Below are 17497 nucleotides of genomic sequence, written 5' to 3' on the forward strand. Positions count from 1 at the left end.
GTTGGAAACACTGTCTTTGGCGGTCGATTTGATAACCGTGATCACGCAATCGCTGTCTATGAAGCACATAACGCTTCCGTGAAATCAACGCTGCCACCTGAACGCCTTCTTACTTATCAGGCCTCCGAAGGGTGGGAGCCGCTTTGTGCCTTTCTCGATGTACAGTTGCCTTCCGAACCGTTTCCACGCACCAATTCGACTGCCGAATTTCGTGCTCGCATAGGGCGTTGAACGGCGGCTTGCCACCTATCTCGGCCTTCGCCGCAGTTGAATCCTAGGCGATATCCTCGCCGCTCAGGCGGCGCGGGCCTCTCGGATCGAACTTTCCAGGATGTCGAGCGCTTCGTTCATGACGGCGTCCTGGATGGTGATCGGCGCGAGGAAGCGGATGACGTTGCCGTAGACGCCGCAGGTGAGCAGGATCAGGCCCTTGTCGAGCGCCTTCAGCCGGACCGCATTGGCAAGTTCCGGCGCCGGCAAGCCCTTCTTCACATCGTTGAACTCGACCGCGTTCATGAAGCCGGGGCCTCTGATATCGACGATCTCCGGCGCTTCGTCGCGGATCGATTGCAGGCGCTGCTTCAGCCGGTTGCCCAGCGTGTTAGCGCGGTCGCAGAGCTTCTCCTCGTCGATGACGTCGAGCACGGCATGCGCCGCGGCGACGCCGATCGGGCTGCCGCCGTAGGTGCCGCCGAGCCCGCCGGGGTTCGGTGCATCCATGATCTCGGCACGCCCGGTGACCGCCGCCAACGGGAAGCCGCCGGCCAGGCTCTTGGCCATGGTGGTGATATCGGCCGCCACCTCATGGTGATCCATGGCGAACATCTTGCCGGTGCGGGCAAAGCCGGTCTGCACCTCGTCGGCGATCAACAGCATGCCGTGCTGGTCGCAGATCTTGCGCAATGCGGTCATGAAATCGCGCGGCGCCTCGTAGAAGCCGCCCTCGCCCTGCACCGGCTCGACGATGATGGCGGCGACGCGGGCCGGATCGACGTCGGCCTTGAACAGCCGGTCGAGCGCCGCCAGCGAATCGGCGACCGAGACGCCGTGCAGCGCCACCGGAAACGGCGCATGGAAGACATCCGCCGGCATGGCGCCGAAGCCTACCTTGTAAGGCACCACTTTGCCGGTCAGCGCCATGCCCATGAAGGTGCGGCCGTGGAAGCCGCCGGCAAAGGCGATGACCGCCGGCCGCCCGGTGGCGCTGCGGGCGATCTTGATGGCATTCTCAACCGCCTCGGCGCCGGTGGTGACAAAAATCGTCTTCTTGTCGAACTTGCCGGGCAGCATGCCGTTCAGCCGCTCGGCCAGCCTGATATAGCTTTCATAGGGCACGACCTGGTAGCAAGTGTGGGTGAAGCGGTCGAGCTGCGCCTTGACCGCTTCGATCACCTTGGGGTGACGGTGGCCGGTGTTGACGACAGCGATGCCGGACGAGAAATCGATGTAGCGGCGGCCTTCGACGTCCCATATTTCCGAGTTTTCGGCGCGGTCGGCATAGATCTGCGTGGTCATGCCGACGCCGCGCGAGATCGACTGGTTCTTGCGTTCGGAAATGGCTGAATTTGTCATCGTACCCCTCGCCGGGCCGGCGCCCGCTCTCGTTTGATGGCTGTTGAGACTCTTCTGGGCCTATTTCAGGTTTTCCTCAAGTTGGCACCATCGCCGGGCGATTGGGCCTGCCGGTGCCGACGTAAGCAAACCGAACGCCGCGTCCGTCACGCCGTCCTGACAAACCCCTCGCTCGCTCTCAGCAGATTGCGCGTGTAGTCCTTGGTGACCCGGCGCTCGACGAGGTCGCCGGCGCTGAGGTGCTCGACCGCCTCGCCGTTCTGCATCACCATCAGCCGCTCGCACATATGGGTGATGATGGCGAGGTCGTGGCTGACCATCAGGAAGGTCAGCTTGCGGCGCCGCCGGATCTCTTCCAGCAGGTTCAGCACCTCCGCCTGCACCGAAGCATCGAGCGCCGAGGTCGGCTCATCGAGCAGCAGGATCGACGGTTCGAGGATCAGGGCGCGGGCGATCGCCACGCGCTGGCGCTGGCCGCCCGACAGTTGATGCGAATAGCGGAAGCGGAAGCCGGTCCCCAGGCCGACCTCGTCTAGTGCCCGCTGGATACGCTTTTCGCCGTCGGCGAAGCCGTGAATGGCGAGCGGCTCCTGCAGCAGGCGGTCGACGGTCTGGCGTGGGTGCAGGGAGCCGTACGGGTCCTGGAAGACCATCTGCACCTCGCGGTAGAACGCCTTGTCGCGGCGCGCGTCGAGTTTTTTGCCATTGACGGTAATGGTGCCCGAAGCGGCCGGCGCCAGACCGGCAATCGCCCGCAGCAGCGTCGACTTGCCGGAACCGGATTCGCCGACCAGGCCGAAAGACTCGCCGGATTTCACCTCGAGGCTGACGCCCTTCAGCGCGCGAAAACGGTCGAAGACCACCTCGAGCCGATCGACGGAAAGCGCTGCCGTCATGCCGCCCACTCCGGCTTGCGGTCGAGCACCGGCAGCGGGTGGCGGTCGGCGCCGATCTTCGGCATGCAGTTGAGCAGGCCGCGCGTGTAGGGATGCTGGGCGCGGCCGAGCTCGGATGCCTTGAGCTGCTCGACCACCTTGCCGGCATACATGACGATCACCCGGTCGCAGAAGGACGAGACCAGGCGGAGGTCATGCGAGATGAAGATCAGCCCCATGCCGCGCTCGCTGACCAGGCGGTCGAGGATGCCGAGCACGTCGAGCTGCACGGTGACGTCGAGCGCCGAGGTCGGCTCGTCGGCGATCATCATTTCCGGCCCGGCGATCAGCATCATGGCGATCATGGCGCGCTGGCCCATGCCGCCGGAAACCTCGTGCGGATGCAGGTCGAAGACACGGGCCGGATCGCGGATCTGCACGGCCTCCAGCATGGCAAGCGCGCGGTCTCGTGCTTCGGCCTTGGAGACCTTCTCATGCGTGCGCAGCGTCTCGACGATCTGGCGGCCGATGCTCATCACCGGGTCGAGCGAGTATTTCGGATCCTGCAGGATCATGGCGATACGCTTGCCGCGCAGTGCCCGGCGCTCGCGCGGCGAGGCGGCAAGCAGGTCGATGCCGTCGAAAGCGAGCGTCTTCGCGGTCACCTCGGCCTGCGGCGGGGTTACTCCCATGATGGCGCGGCCGGTCTGCGACTTGCCCGAACCGCTCTCGCCGACGATGCCGAGCCGCTCGCGCCCGAGCGAGAAGGAAACGCCGCGCACCGCCTCGATCAGGCCGGTGCGAGTCGGGAAGGTGACGCGCAGATCGTCGACTTCGAGGAGCGTGCTCATTGGTCACCGCTCATGGGGTCGCCGCTCATTGGTCACCGCTTCGGGGATCGAGCGCGTCGCGCAGGCCGTCGCCGAGCAGGTTGAAGCCGAGGCTGACGATGAGGATGGCAAAGCCCGGGGCGCCCGCCACCCACCATTGGTCGAGCACGAAGCGGCGGCCGGACGCGATCATCGCGCCCCATTCGGGCAACGGCGGCTGCGCGCCGAGACCGAGGAAGCCGAGACCGGCCGCGGTCAGGATGATGCCGGCCATGTCGAGCGTCACCCTGATGATCAGCGAGGAGATGCAGAGCGGCATGATGTGGCGAAGCACGATGCGGAACGGCGAAGCACCCATCAGCTGCACCGCCTTGATGTAATCCGAATTGCGCACGGTGAGCGTTTCGGCGCGCGCGATGCGGGCATAAGGCGGCCACGAGGTGATGGCGATGGCGAGCACGGCGTTTTCGATGCCGGGGCCAAGCGCGGCGACAAAGGCCAGCGCCAGGATCAGCTTCGGAAAGGCGAGGAAGATGTCGGTGATGCGCATCAGGATCGCATCGGTCCAGCCACCGGCATAGCCGGCAACGGTGCCGACCAGCAAGCCGATGGGCGCGGCGATGATGGCGACCAGAATGACGACATAGAGCGTCCAACGCGAGCCGAAGATGATGCGCGAATAGATATCGCGGCCGAGATCGTCGGTGCCGAACCAGTGCGCGGCACTTGGCGCCAGCAGCCGCGAGCCCTTGAGGTCGCCGAATGTCGGCGAATAAGGCGCCAGCACATCGGCGAAGGCCGCGACCACCAGCAGGGCGATGATGATGAGCAGGCCGACAAAGGCCAGCCGGTTTGCGGAAAAGCGCCGCCAGGCCACATAGGCGCGGCCGAGCCTTGCCTGCACGCGCGACGCCGGCCGCTCGCTGAGCAGCCAGTCGCGGCGGGTTTGAATCGCTTCTGTGCTCATCCTGCCTTGGTCCTCGGATCAAGCACCCGGTAGAGCAGGTCGGAGAATAGATTGATGGCGATGAAGACCGAGCCGATGATGATGGTGCCGCCGAGCACGGCGTTTATGTCGGCGTTCTGAAGGGAATTGGTGATGTAGAGGCCGATACCCGGCCACGAAAACACCGTCTCGGTCAGAACCGAGCCTTCGAGCAGCCCGGCATAGGACAAGGCGATCACCGTGACCATCGGCACCGCCGCGTTGCGCAGCGCGTGGCCCCAGATGATGCGCGTTTCCGACAGGCCCTTGGCGCGCGCGGCGACGATATATTCCTGGGTGAGTTCGTTCAGCATGAACGAGCGTGTCATGCGGCTGATATAGGCGAGCGAGAAATAGCCGAGCAGCGAGGCCGGCAGGATGATGTGGCGGAAGGCATCGGCAAATACGTCCCACTGCCGCTGCCAGAGTGCATCCAGCAGGTAAAAGCCGGTAATCGGCGTGAAGGTGTATTCGTAGACGACGTCGAGGCGGCCGGGAAAGGCGACCCATTGCAGCTTGGCGTAGAACAGCACCAGCGCCAGTAGCCCCAGCCAGAAGATCGGCACGGAATAGCCGACAAGGCCGATGATCCGCACGATCTGGTCGATGATGCTGCCGCGCCGCACCGCGGCCAGCACACCGAGCGGTACGCCGATCACCGAACCGATCAGCGTCCCCAGCGTCGCCAGTTCGAGCGTTGCCGGAAAGGCGCGGCGGATATCGGTCATCACCGGATTGGTCGTCAGCACCGAAGTGCCGAAATCGCCGTTCAGGGCATGTTTGACATAGATGTAGAACTGCTCGACCAGCGGCAGGTCGAGGCCCATCTCGCGGCGCGTGCGCTCGACGACATTGGCCGGCGCCCTGTCGCCGAGCACCGCCAGCACCGGGTCGATCGGGATCACGCGGCCGATGAAGAAGGTCACCGCGAGCAGACCGAGATAGGTCGTTATCGCGATAACCAGGAACCGGGCGATCGATGAGGCCACGGCAACAGCGCGGGCGCTGCCGCGCCCTGCCGTCACTTCGCTTTCAGCCACACTCATGCGGCGCGTCCGCCGGCGTCACTCCCCGGCATCACTCTTTCGAGACGGGACCGACGAAGTTGGTGTCGAAACTCGGGCCGAGCGCGAAGCCCTTGAGGCTCTTGCGCAGGCCGGCCACTTCCAGCTGCTGGTGGATAATGACGAACGGGCTGGTATCGAGGATCTTCTTCTCGAGATCCTGGTACATTGCGGCACGCTTGACCGCATCCTTCTCGACAAGGGCGGCTTCGGTCTGCTTGGTCAGGTCCGGAATGTCCCAGGCGTTGCGCCAGGCAAGGGTCTTGGTCTTGCCTTCATCCGAATTGTCGGGGTTGCTGGCGAAGGTCTGGGCATTGGAGTTGGGATCGAAATAATCCTGGCCCCACTGGCCGATATAGATGTCGTGGTTACGGGCGCGGTATTTGGTCAGCGTCTGCTTGCCGTCGCCGGGGATAATCTCCAGCTTGATGCCGGCCTGTCCCAGCGTCTGCTGGATCGATTCCGCCATGCCGGTCTGCGGTTGGACGCTGCGCACGTCCATGGTGACGCTGAAGCCGTCGGCGAGGCCGGCCTTGGCGAGCAGCTCTTTTGCCTTAGCAACGTCGAGTTTGAACGGGTTTTCGTCCAGCGCGCCCAGTACGCCTTTCGGCAGGAAGGTCTGGTGGATCTCGCCGATGCCCTTGAGGATGGTCGAGCCCAAGGCGTCGTAGTCGACCAGATATTTGAAGGCCTGGCGAACTTCGGGCTTGGCGAGATTGGGGTTCTTCTGGTTGAGGCTGATGTAATAGACCGTGCCCTTCGGCGCGCTGGTGGTGGTGAGATCGGCGTTCTTGGCAATGGCGTCGAGGTCGTTCGGTTCGAGATTGCGGGCAACGTCGATGTCGCCGGCTTCCAGCGCCAGGCGCTGACCCGAGCTTTCCTTCATATTGCGATAGATGACACGGGCGAGCTTGGCTTTTTCGCCATTGTAATTGTCGTTGCGCTCAAGGACGACGGCCTCGTTGGCCCGCCATTCACGCATTTTGAAGGCACCGGAGCCGGCATAGCCGGTCTTCAGCCAGGCATTGCCAAAATCATTGTTCCATTTGTAGTCGGCGCTCGGCGTGACCGCCGCGACATGCTCCTTGACCAGCTTGGCATCGACGACCGAGGCGACGGTCGCCGACAGACAGTTCAAGACGAAGCTTGGCGCATAGGCCTTGTCAACGGTGAACTGGAAGGTCTTATCGTCGACGGCCTTGGCTTTGTCGGTGACGTTGCCGCCATCGATGCCGAGCTGGCCGATGATAAAGGCCGGGCTCTTGTCGAGCTTGATGGCGCGTTCGAACGAATAGGCGACGTCGGCCGCCGTGATCGGATTGCCCGAAGCAAATTTCAGGCCGGGCTTGAGTTTGAATGTGTAGGTCAGGCCGTCGTCGGAGACGCTCCAGCTTTCGGCGAGATCGCCCTTGACCTTGGAGGTATCGCTGAGGTCGAGGCGTACCAGAAGATCGTAGGTGTTGCCGGTGACCTCGGCGGTCGACAATTCGAACGCTTCGCCCGGATCCATGGTGATGATGTCGTCGATTGCGAAACCCTCGACCAGCGTGTCGGCGGGCGTGACCGCGAAGGCAGGCGCACCGGCCAGAAGCAGCGCGGACAGGGCCGCGCCCGCGAACAAGAAGCGGGAGCGTAGAGCAAACTTTTCCATCATCATTTTAACTGTTCCCTGTTTTTGTTGACCTGAGTTCCCGGCTCAAGGTTGTGGCATTTTCTTGCCGCGTCGAACGGTGATTCCCGGACCGTTGTCTTGGCAATTTTTGTGCAGTTCCGACTCACCATATCCGGCAGTTTCGAGCGCGGCAACGAGCATTTGCAGAACGGTCGATTGGACCAGATCGCGGTGCGAAAATCCGGCTATTTCAGCGCGGTAACCAGGTCGGTGTCGGGAAAGCAGGTGGCGGAACGGCCGTTGCTGGCCTGCCATTTGCCGATCGAGCGGCGTGTCTTGAAACCAGGCAGGCCGTCGGCGCTGCCGACATCATAACCCTTTGCCTCCAGCGCCCGCTGCAGGGCAGCGATGTCGGAGCGATAGAGCCCGCCGACCGCCCCCCAGCCGCCTGAGAAATTGCTGTCGCCATGGGCGATGCGATCGGCGCCATGGCCGATGAACAAGGCATACAGATCGCTGGTGTTATACTGCTTCAGCACGTAGAAATTGGGGGTGACGATGAAGGCCGGGCCGCTGCGCCCGGCCGGCATCAAAAGAAAACCTTCGGCTTTCAGTTCGCTCGCAGGAAACGGTTTACCCGATACACGCTTGATGCCCATATCAGCCCATTGCGAAATCTTCTTGCCCTGGTCCGGACCTTCGAGCGAGCACGAGACGCTGTCCGGCACCGTCACCTCGAAGCCCCAGCCGCGGCCCCTGACCCAGCCATAATGCACGAGATAATTGGCGATCGACGCCAGTATGTCCGGCGTCGAATTCCAGATGTCGGTGCGGCCGTCGCCGTCGAAATCGACCGCATGCTTGAGGAACGATGTCGGCATGAACTGCGGCTGGCCGAGCGCGCCTGCCCATGACGATTTCATCGCGCCGACCGGGGCAAGCCCGCGCTCGACGATCTCGAGCGCCGCCAGCAGTTCGGTGCGGAAAAACGCCTTCTTCGTCGACATGAACGCCTTGGTGCCCAGCACCTCGAAGGCGTCATAGGGCAGCTTTGCCGCACCGAAGCCGCTCTCGCGGCCCCAGATCGCCAGCAGCACTTCGCCCGGCACGCCATAGCGTTTCTCGATCGCGGCAAGCGTGCTCGCATTGGCCGCCTCGCGGGTGCGGCCGCCGGTGGTGACGGCGCGAACTATCTTTTCGGCGAAATAGGCGCCGGGCGAACCGAACTCGGCCTGATGCTGCTTCCGCGGCGTCGTCGCCTTCTCGCCGAGCAGCACCAGGTCGGGCAGCTTCAGGTTCGGCTTGATGCCGTCGAAGGCGGCGTCGAAGGTTTTCTTGGAGATGCCATTGGCCTTGGCTTCGGGCCAGAGGTCGTTGCCAAGCCAGGCGCGGAACTGGTCGTCGATTTTTGCCGCGGGGGCGGGAGTGGCGAGGATCAACCCAAGTAGGGCTGCTAGAAACGAGAGGCAGGCTAGTGTGCGAGCTCGGCGTTCTGTCGCGCCTCCCTCTGTCCTGCCGGACATCTCCCCCCACTTGGGGGGAGATTGGCAGCTTTGACGATGGCGCCTTTTCTCCGGCGCTGGAGGTTGGCGAAAGCCGGCGTGACATCCAATCTCCCCCCAAGTGGGGAGATGTCCGGCAGGACAGAGGGGGGCGCGACGGAACGCAATCATCTCGGAAGCACTCTCCCCCCAACTTCCTCAAAACACCGTCCGCGAGCGCAGTGCGGCGGCCAGCGTGCCTTCGTCGAGATAATCGAGTTCGCCGCCGACCGGAACACCGTGCGCCAGCCGCGTCACCTTGATGTCGAAGCCGGAAAGCTGGTCGGTGAGGTAGTGCGCGGTGGTCTGGCCCTCGACCGTGGCGTTGACCGCGAGGATCACTTCCTTGACTTCGCCGCCGGCGACGCGATCGACCAGCGAACGGATGTTTAGCTCATCAGGACCAATGCCGTCGAGCGGCGACAGCGTACCGCCGAGCACATGGTAGCGCACGTTCATGGCTGTCGCCCGCTCCAGCGCCCAAAGGTCGGCCACGTCCTCGACGACGATGAGCGTAGTGGGGTCGCGGCGCGGGTCGGTGCAGATCATGCATGGATCTGAGGTATCGACATTGCCGCAGGTCGAGCAGATGCGCACCTTGTCGACCGCCTCGCCCATGGCGGCGGCGAGCGGCGCCAGCAGCTGTTCCTTCTTCTTGATGAGGTGGAGCGCGGCGCGGCGTGCCGAACGCGGACCGAGCCCCGGCACCTTGGCCAGCAGCTGGATCAGGCGTTCGATCTCGGGACCGGCGATTCGCTTCGACATCGCACCGGTTTAGACCATGATCCCGAAAAGTGGAAACCGGTTTTCGGAAAAGATCATGGTCAAACAAGACGATAGAGCCCCATTCCGATCTATCGGAATGGATCCGGCTCTAGGATTTTTCAACCGGCTTTGGAACACTGCTGAGGCGCGTGCTGTTCGACGCGCAAAGAGGCAATCGCTTTAGGTTTGCGCCGCCCCTCATTGCCCTGCCGGGCATTTCTCCCCGTATAGTGACGGGGAGAAAGGGCCAACCGCGACCTCGGCACCCTTTTTGCAGCGCCGGAAATTGGCGAAATCCTTTGCAAAGGCGTCCTTCTCCCCGTCACTATACGGGGAGAAGATGGCGGCAGCCAGATGAGGGCGGCGGCGCCCTCAACAATCGACCGCCTCAGTTTTCTTCCAGTGGCCGGGTCTGGCCGGCGATCATCGCGCCGATGGCGTCGGTGTTCTCGGGCGTCGCCTCGAACGACATTGTCGGCTCTGCCGGCGCGGCCTGGAAGGAGGTGACAGGCCGCGCGCTCACGGTTCCACCGAAGCGGGCCGCATCCGGCTCCTGCATTGGTTCTTGCAGCGCTACAAGCATCGGCTTCTCCGGTGTCGCCCTCGCCGCGGTTGCCATCCCGGCAGTCACCCTTGTCTGCTTTGCCGGCTGCGATGCCGCGGCGGTCACATAGGTCGCCTTGGCGAATGTCGGCTTGGCGCTGCGTGCCGGCTCCGCCGAGGCGACAAGTATGGCCTGAGCGGCAGGCGCTTGCGGCTTGGCCTGGGCCACGGCGACTACCGGTTCGTCCGGCAGCGGCTGCCAGTTGCGGCCGCGCTTTTCATAGAAGGCATTGCCGCCGGCGACCATGGTGTAGTGCATGTTCTTGTAGGGGAAGCGCAGGCCGGCGGTGTGGAAGAACATGGTGTTCTTCAGCTTGGCTTTGCGCTCGCCCTTGAGCACCGCCTCGGCGGCTTCCTCGACGTCGGGCATCGCCTTCGAATTCATCGGCCGTGTCATGAGGCCCGGCGCGAACTGCCCGCGCTCGCCAACCACTTCGCAGATGGTGCTGCCGTGATTGCCGGACCGCAGCCGGTTCATCACCACCGTGCCGACCGCAATCATGCCGTCACGGCTCGACCGGTTGGACTCGAAGAACATTGCCCGCTCCAGGCACTCCTTTTCCTTCGGCGTGGAATTGTAGGAGCGCGAGTTCAGGAAACTCGGCGTAATGGCATCGGTCAGGCTGGACATGCCGTGCGAGGCGGTCTGACTGCAGGCGGCCAAAAACAGCGGCGAGATAACGACGCCGAGCCGCAACGGCGTCTTCCATCGGGTAGAGATCAACAGGTGTCCCCTCAATTCTGCTGCCAGCCCGCCCCTGGTTGCGGCAAGAATGAGACACTTTCAGGCAAAAAGATGGCTAAAGCGTTATTAAGTGTGGGGAGTTGCCCAATAGACACAGCTTGGCGGGCAAGACTGGCCTATCTGCCTGCCGGTACGACCGCCGGTTGCCCGGGCTCGTATTCTTCGAATTCCTCCGAAAACAAGCCGCGCCGCAGGAACAGGCTCCGCGCGTCCCTTGCCTTCGGCGCGATCTGCCGCGGCCAGCCGCTATCGACGAACTCGGCCCTGGTGAAGTCTGGCGTTGCCGCGCAGGCAGCCTCCAGCAACTCGGCGACTTCCAGCACGATCGCGCGTTCATCGTTCGACAGCACCGGCATGGCGATCTCGGCGGACGGACGATGGACGAAATCGTCGAACAGGTTGAAATAGCCGCTGATCCCGACGAGATCGACGGCGTCGTCGCAATAGGCAAGGATATCCAGGATCTCGTAGATCCGGTTTCGCACGCGCTGCTCTATCGGCCTGGCGGACGGCTCCTCGGTCATGGCGCCGCTGAAACGCTAAAGTTCAACTCTAGTGAAAACCTGACGAATGGTATCCGAAACTCAACTACTGCTCAGGGTGGAAAGCGGCCGCCGAGTACTCGTTCAACAGATGTCTGGAAGTACCCCTTTTCAGACCTTCATTGGTGGAGATACACTCGCTTAGCCGCACACTCCGGATTTGCCTAATGGCCGCAGCACCGAAACATTCTTGGATAGTCGCGAGCGACGTAAGTGACCGGGACGGAATCGGCGTCGAGCTTTTGATTGAAGGCGACCTTGTATTGGAGATTTTTCGTGATGACACAAAGCGTGCCAGAGAAGTAACCCTCTACCGAGCGGACATTCCGTTGGAGTTGGTAGAGGAGGCCATTGCGAGGTTCAAAAGTGAGATTCCGTGGGATTTTCTGGATTAATCAATCGGCGGGGATTTCATTGTTTCGCGATAAGTATTGAACGTCACCTTTTCACCCTTTTTGAGCCGTTCAGCGGCATTCGCCCGAGCGACTTAAAGGGTCGAACCCTGCCATCCCTCGCGGGGTACCAAATGTCAGGTTTTCATCACTAGAACGGCAGCTTCATTCCCGGCGGTATCGGCAGTCCCGCGGTCAGCGCCTTGGTCTTCTCCTGCATGGTCTGCTCGACCTTGGTCCTGGCGTCGTTGTGGGCAGCGAGGAGCAGGTCCTCGAGAATCTCAACCTCGTCCTCCTTGAACAGCGACGGGTCGATCTTCAGCGACTTCATCTCGAATTTGCCGGTCAGCGTCACGCTGACCAGGCCGCCGCCGGCCTGCCCGGTGGCTTCCAGCGTGGCGATCTCGTCCTGCATGGCCTGGAACTTGGCCTGCATTTCCTTTGCCTTGCCCATCAGGCCAAGAAGATCTTTCATCGCATGGTCCTTTGCAGTTGGTGCTGGTTGCTGTTGTATCTCTATTTGAGCATGATCTTCGCCGAAAAACCGGTCCCACTTTTTGCTACGCTGACCTTCGGTTCGGGATCATGCTCTAGGTTTCGTCGTCGTCCGACGGCGGCTCGACCGGCACTTCGGCCTCGGCCGCATCGGCTTCCGGCGCGTCGGGAATGCGCACGTCGATGATCTTGGCGCCGGGAAAGCGCGCCAGGATGGCGGCGACGGTCGGGTCGCTCTTGGCATCGAGGAAGGCGTTTTCGCGCTTTGTCGATTCCATCTCGGCCAAGGTCTGGCCGCCCTCCTCCTTCGACAGCGACACCAGCCAGTTGCGGCCGGTCCAGGCGCGCAGCTTGGCGGTCAAATCGTTGAGCAGCATCTTCGGCGCATCGTCGGTCAGGCTGACGTCGATACGGCCGGGCTCGATGCGCACCAGCCTCACGCAGCGCTTCACCAGCACCTTGAAGGCCATGTCGCGCTGGGCGTCGGCAAGGGCGACAATGTCGGCCAGCGATTTCACCGGCACCGGCGGCGCCTCGTCCACAGGTTTCGGCACTGCGACGAAGGCTGTGGGTGTCAGCTCGGCCTCGACCAGCCGCATGGTCTGCGCGCCGCCATTGGCAGTCGGCATCCGCGCCTGCGCAACGGCACTGGCACCACCGCTTGCAGGCCCATGGTTTGCTGGGCCGGGGCTTGCCGGTGTGCCATTCGCGCGCGGCGCGGCACCCGGCGGGGAAAAGCCGTTCTCCAGCGATTTCAGCGCCTCGTCCAGCGTCGGCAGGTCGGCGGCATGCGCCAGCCGGATCAGCACCATCTCGGCGGCACTGACCGGGCGGTTGGAGGTCTGCACCTCGGGAATGCCCTTCAGCAGCATCTGCCATGTCCGCGACAGCACCTTGACCGACAGCGTCTTGGCGAAATCGGCGCCGCGCCGGCGCTCGTCCTCGGACAGCGAGGCGTCGTCGACGGCCGCCGGCACGAAACGCAGACGGGTGACCAGATGGTTGAACTCGGCAAGGTCGGTCAGCACCGCTGCCGGATCGGCGCCGGTATCGTATTGGGCGCGGAATTCGGCAAGCGCGGCGGCGATGTCGCCCTTCATGACATGTTCGAACAGGTCGACGATGCGGGCACGGTCGGCCAGGCCGAGCATGGCGCGCACCGCCTCGGCGCTGACCGCGCCGCCGCCATGGGCGATCGCCTGGTCGAGGATGGACTGCGCGTCGCGCATCGAGCCTTCGGCCGCGCGCGCGATCATCGCCAGCGCATCGTGTTCGACTTCGATGCCCTCCAGACCGGCTATCCTGGCAAGGTCGGCCTTGATCATTGCCGCATCGATGCGCCTGAGGTCGAAGCGCTGGCAGCGCGACAGGACGGTGATCGGCACCTTGCGGATTTCGGTGGTGGCGAAGATGAATTTGACGTGCGGCGGCGGCTCTTCCAGCGTTTTCAGCAGGCCGTTGAAGGCTTGCGTGGAGAGCATGTGCACTTCGTCGATGATGTAGACCTTGTAGCGCGCCGATACCGGGGCGTAGCGCACGCGCTCGATGATGTCGCGGATGTCGTCAATGCCGGTATGCGAGGCTGCGTCCATCTCGATGACATCGACATGGCGGCCTTCCATGATCGCCTGGCAATGCTCGCCGAGCACGGCAAGGTCGACGGACGGCTGGTCGACGGTGGCGGTCTTGTAGTTGAGCGCCCGCGCCAGGATGCGCGCGGTCGTCGTTTTGCCGACGCCGCGCACGCCGGTCTGCATCCAGTCCTCGGCGATGAGGCCGGGGGCAAAGGCATTGGTCAGCGTGCGGACCATCGGCTCCTGGCCGATCAGTTCGGAGAAATTCGACGGTCGGTATTTGCGCGCCAGCACGCGATAGGCGGCAGGCTTGCCCGACTTCCCGGCCTCGTTTCCGGCTTCGCTCATTCGCCCGTTAAGCTCCCAGGGCTGCCACTGGAGGCGGCCGATTCCTGCGCATAGTTTCGCCCGCACGGCTTGGCGCCGTCAATGTCGGGGCAAAAGGCGAAGAGGCGGGAGGCTGGAACAATGACCCGTTCCGGGCTCGTTAGGGCTGCTTCCTTCCGGACCTGACCCGGTTGGCGAGTGGATCGTCCACCACCAACCTCCCGCTCCCCATATCGGCAATCCGGCGATGAAATGCAAGTGCGGATGATAGAGTAGTGAAGGACGGCGAAAGCTGAAACAAAAACCCGCCTCGGCGGGCGGGTCGCTGGCGCCAATAAGCACCATATGGAAATTAATAGCATAGCTGCCGGCACAAAGCAAGAACAAAATATGACTGCGGTCAATTTTTTACCTCGGTGCTGCCCCTCATTTGCCTGCCGGCACCTTCGCCCCGTGAACAACGGGGAGAAGGTAACGGTGAGGGGCAGCGCAAACCTGAAGCGATTTGCCCCAGGCCTGAATTCTTCGCCGGACAATCAGCGCCACGATGGCCAATGTTTGCCTGCTGCCCCTTGCGGCCCCCCGGCAGCCGCTCTAGCGTCCATAAAGTTCAAAAAACGTCATAATCGAGGAAACGCCAATGCTGCCGGGCCTCAAGGCCGGATTCACGCTTGACGCGCGGCTGGAAGCGGACAGCGAGCAGCTGATGTGGCTCGGCCTGTGCGAATTGCGCGTTATGAACGACCGCCGCTGGCCGTGGCTGCTTTTGGTGCCGCAGCGGCCGGGCGCCGAGGAAATCCACGACATGACGCCGCTCGACCAGGCGATGCTGACCTTCGAGACCAACATGGTGGCGCTGGCGCTGAAGCGGGTGACCGGCTGCACCAAGATCAACACCGGCGCGCTGGGCAACATCGTGCGGCAATTGCACGTGCATGTCATCGCGCGCTCGGAAGGCGATCCCGGCTGGCCTGGCCCGGTATGGGGGCACGGCCTGCGCGAGCCCTACCAGCGCTCCGACCTTCGCCGGTTTGCGGAAAAGATCAAGGCAGCGCTATAAGCCTCTCCCGTGTCCATCGTGAACCTGTCCATCTTGAACCTTCCCGAGTCTGCATGAGCTTCAGCCTGTTTGACGCGCCCGTGCGCGAGCCGAGCCAGTTCGTCGGCTTCGCCGGCAACATTATCGACCGGCAGTCCGAAAACCGCACCGACGATTCCGTCGAAAAGGCGCTCGCCGATCCCTCGGCGCGGCTTTTGCTGATGCATGGCGGCCGGCTCTATCTGAAGCTTGCGCAAGGCGCATTCGATCCCTGGTTCGGCGCGGCCGAAAGCCGGCCGCTCGAGGCATCGCTCGAAAACGGCGTCCTGCTCGGCTTTTCCGAAAGCGGCCCGGTGCTGGCGGTGCCGGCCGGGGTCGAGCCCGAGCAGCTTCCCGAGACGATCAAGGCCATCGACTATCGCTCGGTCTATATGCAGGGGCTGATCGACGAAGCAGCGGCCGGCGCGCTGGCGCAAGGGGCGGCCCTGCTCGCCTGGCATGCCAGCCATCGCTTCTGCAGCAAATGTGGCACCGAAGCCGAGATGCGGGCCGGCGGCTACAAGCGGCATTGCCCGGCCTGCGGCACCGAGCACTTTCCGCGCACCGACCCGGTGGCGATCATGCTGACGGCGACGCGTGAAAAATGCCTGCTCGGCCGCGGCCGGCATTTCGGGCCCGGCATGTATTCGGCGCTCGCCGGTTTCATCGAGCCGGGCGAGACGATCGAGGCGGCGGTGCGCCGCGAAACGCTGGAGGAAGCCGGCATCAGGCTCGGCCGCGTCGTCTACCATGCCAGCCAGCCCTGGCCGTTCCCCTATTCGCTGATGATCGGCTGCTTCGGCGAACCGCTCAACGACGACATCCATCCCGATCTCAACGAGTTGGAAGATTGCCGCTGGTTCTTTCGCGACGAGGTGCTTTCGATGCTGGCCAGGGAGCATCCGGGCGGCCTGGTGACGCCGCCGAAGGGGGCGATCGCCTATAACCTGATCCGCGCCTGGGCCGACAGCGCGTAACAGGATCGACATCGCAGGAGCAGAAAATGATCCGTCACACCGTCGTGTTCACGCTGAAACATCCGCCGCATTCGCTCGAGGAAAAAAGGTTCCTCGCCGACGCCAAGAGAATCCTCACGGCGATAAAGGGCGTCACGCATTTCGAGCAATTGCGGCAGGTCAGCCCCAAGAACGACTACCGCTTCGGCTTCTCGATGGAGTTCGCCGATCAGAGGGCCTATTCCGGCTATAACGACCACCCCGACCACGTCGCCTTCGTCCGCGACCGCTGGATCCCTGAGGTCGAGGCGTTTATGGAGATCGACTACGTGCCGCTCGGCTGGGGCTGAGACTGGGACGATCGCCATGCCCGGGCCTCAGGCGGCTGCAACGTGGATTTGGCGAAGATCGGGGCCTCGACAGCAAACACTGCCGCAGCCGACCGACGCGGCGCTCTAGAACGGTTCATCGTTTCACGGAAACGCCGAACCGGTCCATCTTTTTGTTGACGCAATTCCGGACGGAAAACCGTTCACACTTTTCCTGGAATTGCTCTAATACCCCGCGTCGCGATCCACCACATTTTCCAGCGCTTCGCCGCGCTCGAAGGCGTCCATCTGGCGCAGCATGATCGGCGCCAGGTGGACCGGATCGGAGGTCGCCGCCGCATGCGGCGTCACGAACACTTTCGGGTGGCTCCATAGCCGGCTGGTCTTCGGCAGCGGCTCGACCTCGAACACGTCGAGGCTGGCTTCCTTCAGCGTGCCGTCGTCCAGCGCGCGCAAAATGTCGGCGTCCTTCTGCAGCCTGCCGCGTCCGGCATTGATCAGCACCGAGCCGCCAAGGCCGTTGCGCTTTCGCAGCTCCCTCAGCACGCCATGGTTGATGATGCCTTGCGTCTGCGGCGTCAGCGGCAGAAGCACCACCAGGATGTCGGTGGCGTTGAGGAACGGGATCAGGCCGGCCTCGCCCGTATAGGTCGAGACACCTTGCATCGGCCGGTCGCTGCGCGACCAGCCATTGACCGGAAAGCCGAGTGACAAAAGCACCGACGCCGCCGCGCGACCAAGCGTGCCGAGCCCCATAATGCCGACAGAGATGTCGCCGGCCGGCCGCTGCGGCGGCTCGTGCCAGATCTTCTTTTGCTGCTGGGCGCGGTAGAGCATGCCCTGGCGATGGTGGTCGAGCACCCGCCAGACGACGTATTCGGTCATATATTGGGTAAGGTTGTCGGCCACCACCTTGACGACCGGTACGTCGGGCAAGGTGGGATCGGCGAAAATGTGGTCGACGCCGGCGCCGATCGAGAAGATGGCGCGCAAATTGGGCAGCGACGACAAGAGGTTAGGCCGCTGTTTCCACACCACCGCATAGGTGATCGAAGGATCGCCGGCGCCATTCGGCTCGAGCACCACCTCGCGCTCCGCCGACAGCAGCTCGCGCCAGCGCAGCGGATGAATACCGGTGAGGGCAAGCAGGATGCGGCCTTTTTCCATTGCGGATTTTTTTCCTTTTTACCAACAGCGTTCGCGTCCCAACGT

Annotated in this window: 18 protein-coding genes and 1 other RNA gene; 5 read left to right on the forward strand and 14 right to left on the reverse strand. The window is 63.3% G+C overall.

Features of this window, described 5'->3' with window-relative positions; all coding sequences use genetic code 11:
* Positions 1–231, forward strand: a 231-nt coding sequence (locus tag NKJ08_RS19785) for a sulfotransferase (protein ID WP_352782863.1), incomplete at its 5' end; no start/stop codon positions are given.
* Between the two features lie 63 nt (positions 232–294).
* Here the strand turns inward: NKJ08_RS19785 and NKJ08_RS19790 are convergent.
* The 10 genes from NKJ08_RS19790 to NKJ08_RS19835 all read right to left on the reverse strand — a co-directional run bounded on the left by NKJ08_RS19790 (position 295) and on the right by NKJ08_RS19835 (position 11077).
* On the reverse strand, positions 295–1572 hold the full coding sequence (locus NKJ08_RS19790; RefSeq protein WP_352782865.1) for a 4-aminobutyrate--2-oxoglutarate transaminase: 1278 nt from the start codon (positions 1570–1572) through the stop codon (positions 295–297).
* Between the two features lie 146 nt (positions 1573–1718).
* Positions 1719–2468 (reverse strand): ABC transporter ATP-binding protein, encoded by a 750-nt coding sequence (locus NKJ08_RS19795; protein WP_352526674.1) that lies wholly within the window; start codon positions 2466–2468, stop codon positions 1719–1721.
* A complete protein-coding gene (locus NKJ08_RS19800) occupies positions 2465–3298 on the reverse strand; it encodes an ABC transporter ATP-binding protein (RefSeq protein WP_254816190.1) in 834 nt (277 codons plus the stop codon). Before NKJ08_RS19800 ends, NKJ08_RS19795 begins: the two co-directional genes overlap by 4 nt.
* Before the next feature lie 25 nt (positions 3299–3323).
* Positions 3324–4244, reverse strand: a complete 921-nt coding sequence (gene nikC / locus NKJ08_RS19805; RefSeq protein WP_352526673.1) for a nickel transporter permease — start codon at positions 4242–4244, stop codon at positions 3324–3326.
* Entirely contained in the window at positions 4241–5308 is a 1068-nt protein-coding gene (locus NKJ08_RS19810; RefSeq protein ID WP_352782868.1) for an ABC transporter permease, read from the reverse strand. The genes nikC and NKJ08_RS19810 overlap by 4 nt, the downstream gene beginning before the upstream one ends.
* Positions 5309–5339: 31 nt before the next feature.
* Complete coding sequence (locus NKJ08_RS19815) at positions 5340–6983, reverse strand: ABC transporter substrate-binding protein (protein WP_352776166.1); 1644 nt, start codon at positions 6981–6983, stop codon at positions 5340–5342.
* Positions 6984–7183: 200 nt separating this feature from the next.
* Positions 7184–8461, reverse strand: a complete 1278-nt coding sequence (locus tag NKJ08_RS19820) for a lytic murein transglycosylase (RefSeq protein ID WP_352776168.1) — start codon at positions 8459–8461, stop codon at positions 7184–7186.
* A gap of 177 nt (positions 8462–8638) precedes the next feature.
* Positions 8639–9244 (reverse strand): recombination mediator RecR, encoded by a 606-nt coding sequence (recR, locus tag NKJ08_RS19825; RefSeq protein WP_352448580.1) that lies wholly within the window; start codon positions 9242–9244, stop codon positions 8639–8641.
* Between the two features lie 388 nt (positions 9245–9632).
* Positions 9633–10571, reverse strand: coding sequence for a cell wall hydrolase (locus NKJ08_RS19830; RefSeq protein WP_352782872.1), 939 nt, complete (start codon positions 10569–10571; stop codon positions 9633–9635).
* Positions 10572–10708: 137 nt separating this feature from the next.
* On the reverse strand, positions 10709–11077 hold the full coding sequence (locus NKJ08_RS19835) for a hypothetical protein (protein ID WP_352522749.1): 369 nt from the start codon (positions 11075–11077) through the stop codon (positions 10709–10711).
* A 224-nt stretch (positions 11078–11301) separates the two neighbouring features.
* On the opposite strand from NKJ08_RS19835, the gene NKJ08_RS19840 reads away from it, so the two are divergent.
* Positions 11302–11529, forward strand: coding sequence for a hypothetical protein (locus NKJ08_RS19840; RefSeq protein ID WP_352782875.1), 228 nt, complete (start codon positions 11302–11304; stop codon positions 11527–11529).
* Positions 11530–11677: 148 nt separating this feature from the next.
* Here the strand turns inward: NKJ08_RS19840 and NKJ08_RS19845 are convergent, their stop codons facing one another.
* From NKJ08_RS19845 to ffs, 3 genes are all read right to left on the reverse strand, one after another.
* Positions 11678–12001, reverse strand: a complete 324-nt coding sequence (locus NKJ08_RS19845; protein ID WP_023719593.1) for a YbaB/EbfC family nucleoid-associated protein — start codon at positions 11999–12001, stop codon at positions 11678–11680.
* A gap of 115 nt (positions 12002–12116) precedes the next feature.
* Positions 12117–13943, reverse strand: coding sequence for a DNA polymerase III subunit gamma/tau (locus NKJ08_RS19850; protein WP_352782878.1), 1827 nt, complete (start codon positions 13941–13943; stop codon positions 12117–12119).
* 104 nt (positions 13944–14047) lie between these two features.
* Positions 14048–14144, reverse strand: an RNA gene (ffs, locus tag NKJ08_RS19855) — signal recognition particle sRNA small type.
* A gap of 418 nt (positions 14145–14562) precedes the next feature.
* Here ffs and NKJ08_RS19860 point away from each other — a divergent pair.
* From NKJ08_RS19860 to NKJ08_RS19870, 3 genes are read left to right on the forward strand one after another with little or no spacing between them, the layout of a single operon-like run.
* Entirely contained in the window at positions 14563–14982 is a 420-nt protein-coding gene (locus tag NKJ08_RS19860; protein WP_352522747.1) for an HIT family protein, read from the forward strand.
* Positions 14983–15035: 53 nt separating this feature from the next.
* Positions 15036–15977 carry an NAD(+) diphosphatase gene (gene nudC, locus NKJ08_RS19865; protein WP_352776175.1) on the forward strand — a complete coding sequence of 314 codons (942 nt, stop codon included), beginning with the start codon at positions 15036–15038 and terminating at the stop codon, positions 15975–15977.
* A gap of 26 nt (positions 15978–16003) precedes the next feature.
* Complete coding sequence (locus NKJ08_RS19870) at positions 16004–16306, forward strand: Dabb family protein (protein ID WP_023676866.1); 303 nt, start codon at positions 16004–16006, stop codon at positions 16304–16306.
* 204 nt (positions 16307–16510) lie between these two features.
* Here NKJ08_RS19870 and NKJ08_RS19875 read toward each other — a convergent pair whose 3' ends face one another.
* Positions 16511–17452 (reverse strand): 2-hydroxyacid dehydrogenase, encoded by a 942-nt coding sequence (locus NKJ08_RS19875; RefSeq protein ID WP_352776177.1) that lies wholly within the window; start codon positions 17450–17452, stop codon positions 16511–16513.
* Positions 17453–17497 lie beyond the last annotated feature (45 nt).

Source organism: Mesorhizobium sp. M0244 (assembly GCF_040321795.1).
Classification (GTDB): Bacteria; Pseudomonadota; Alphaproteobacteria; order Rhizobiales; family Rhizobiaceae; genus Mesorhizobium.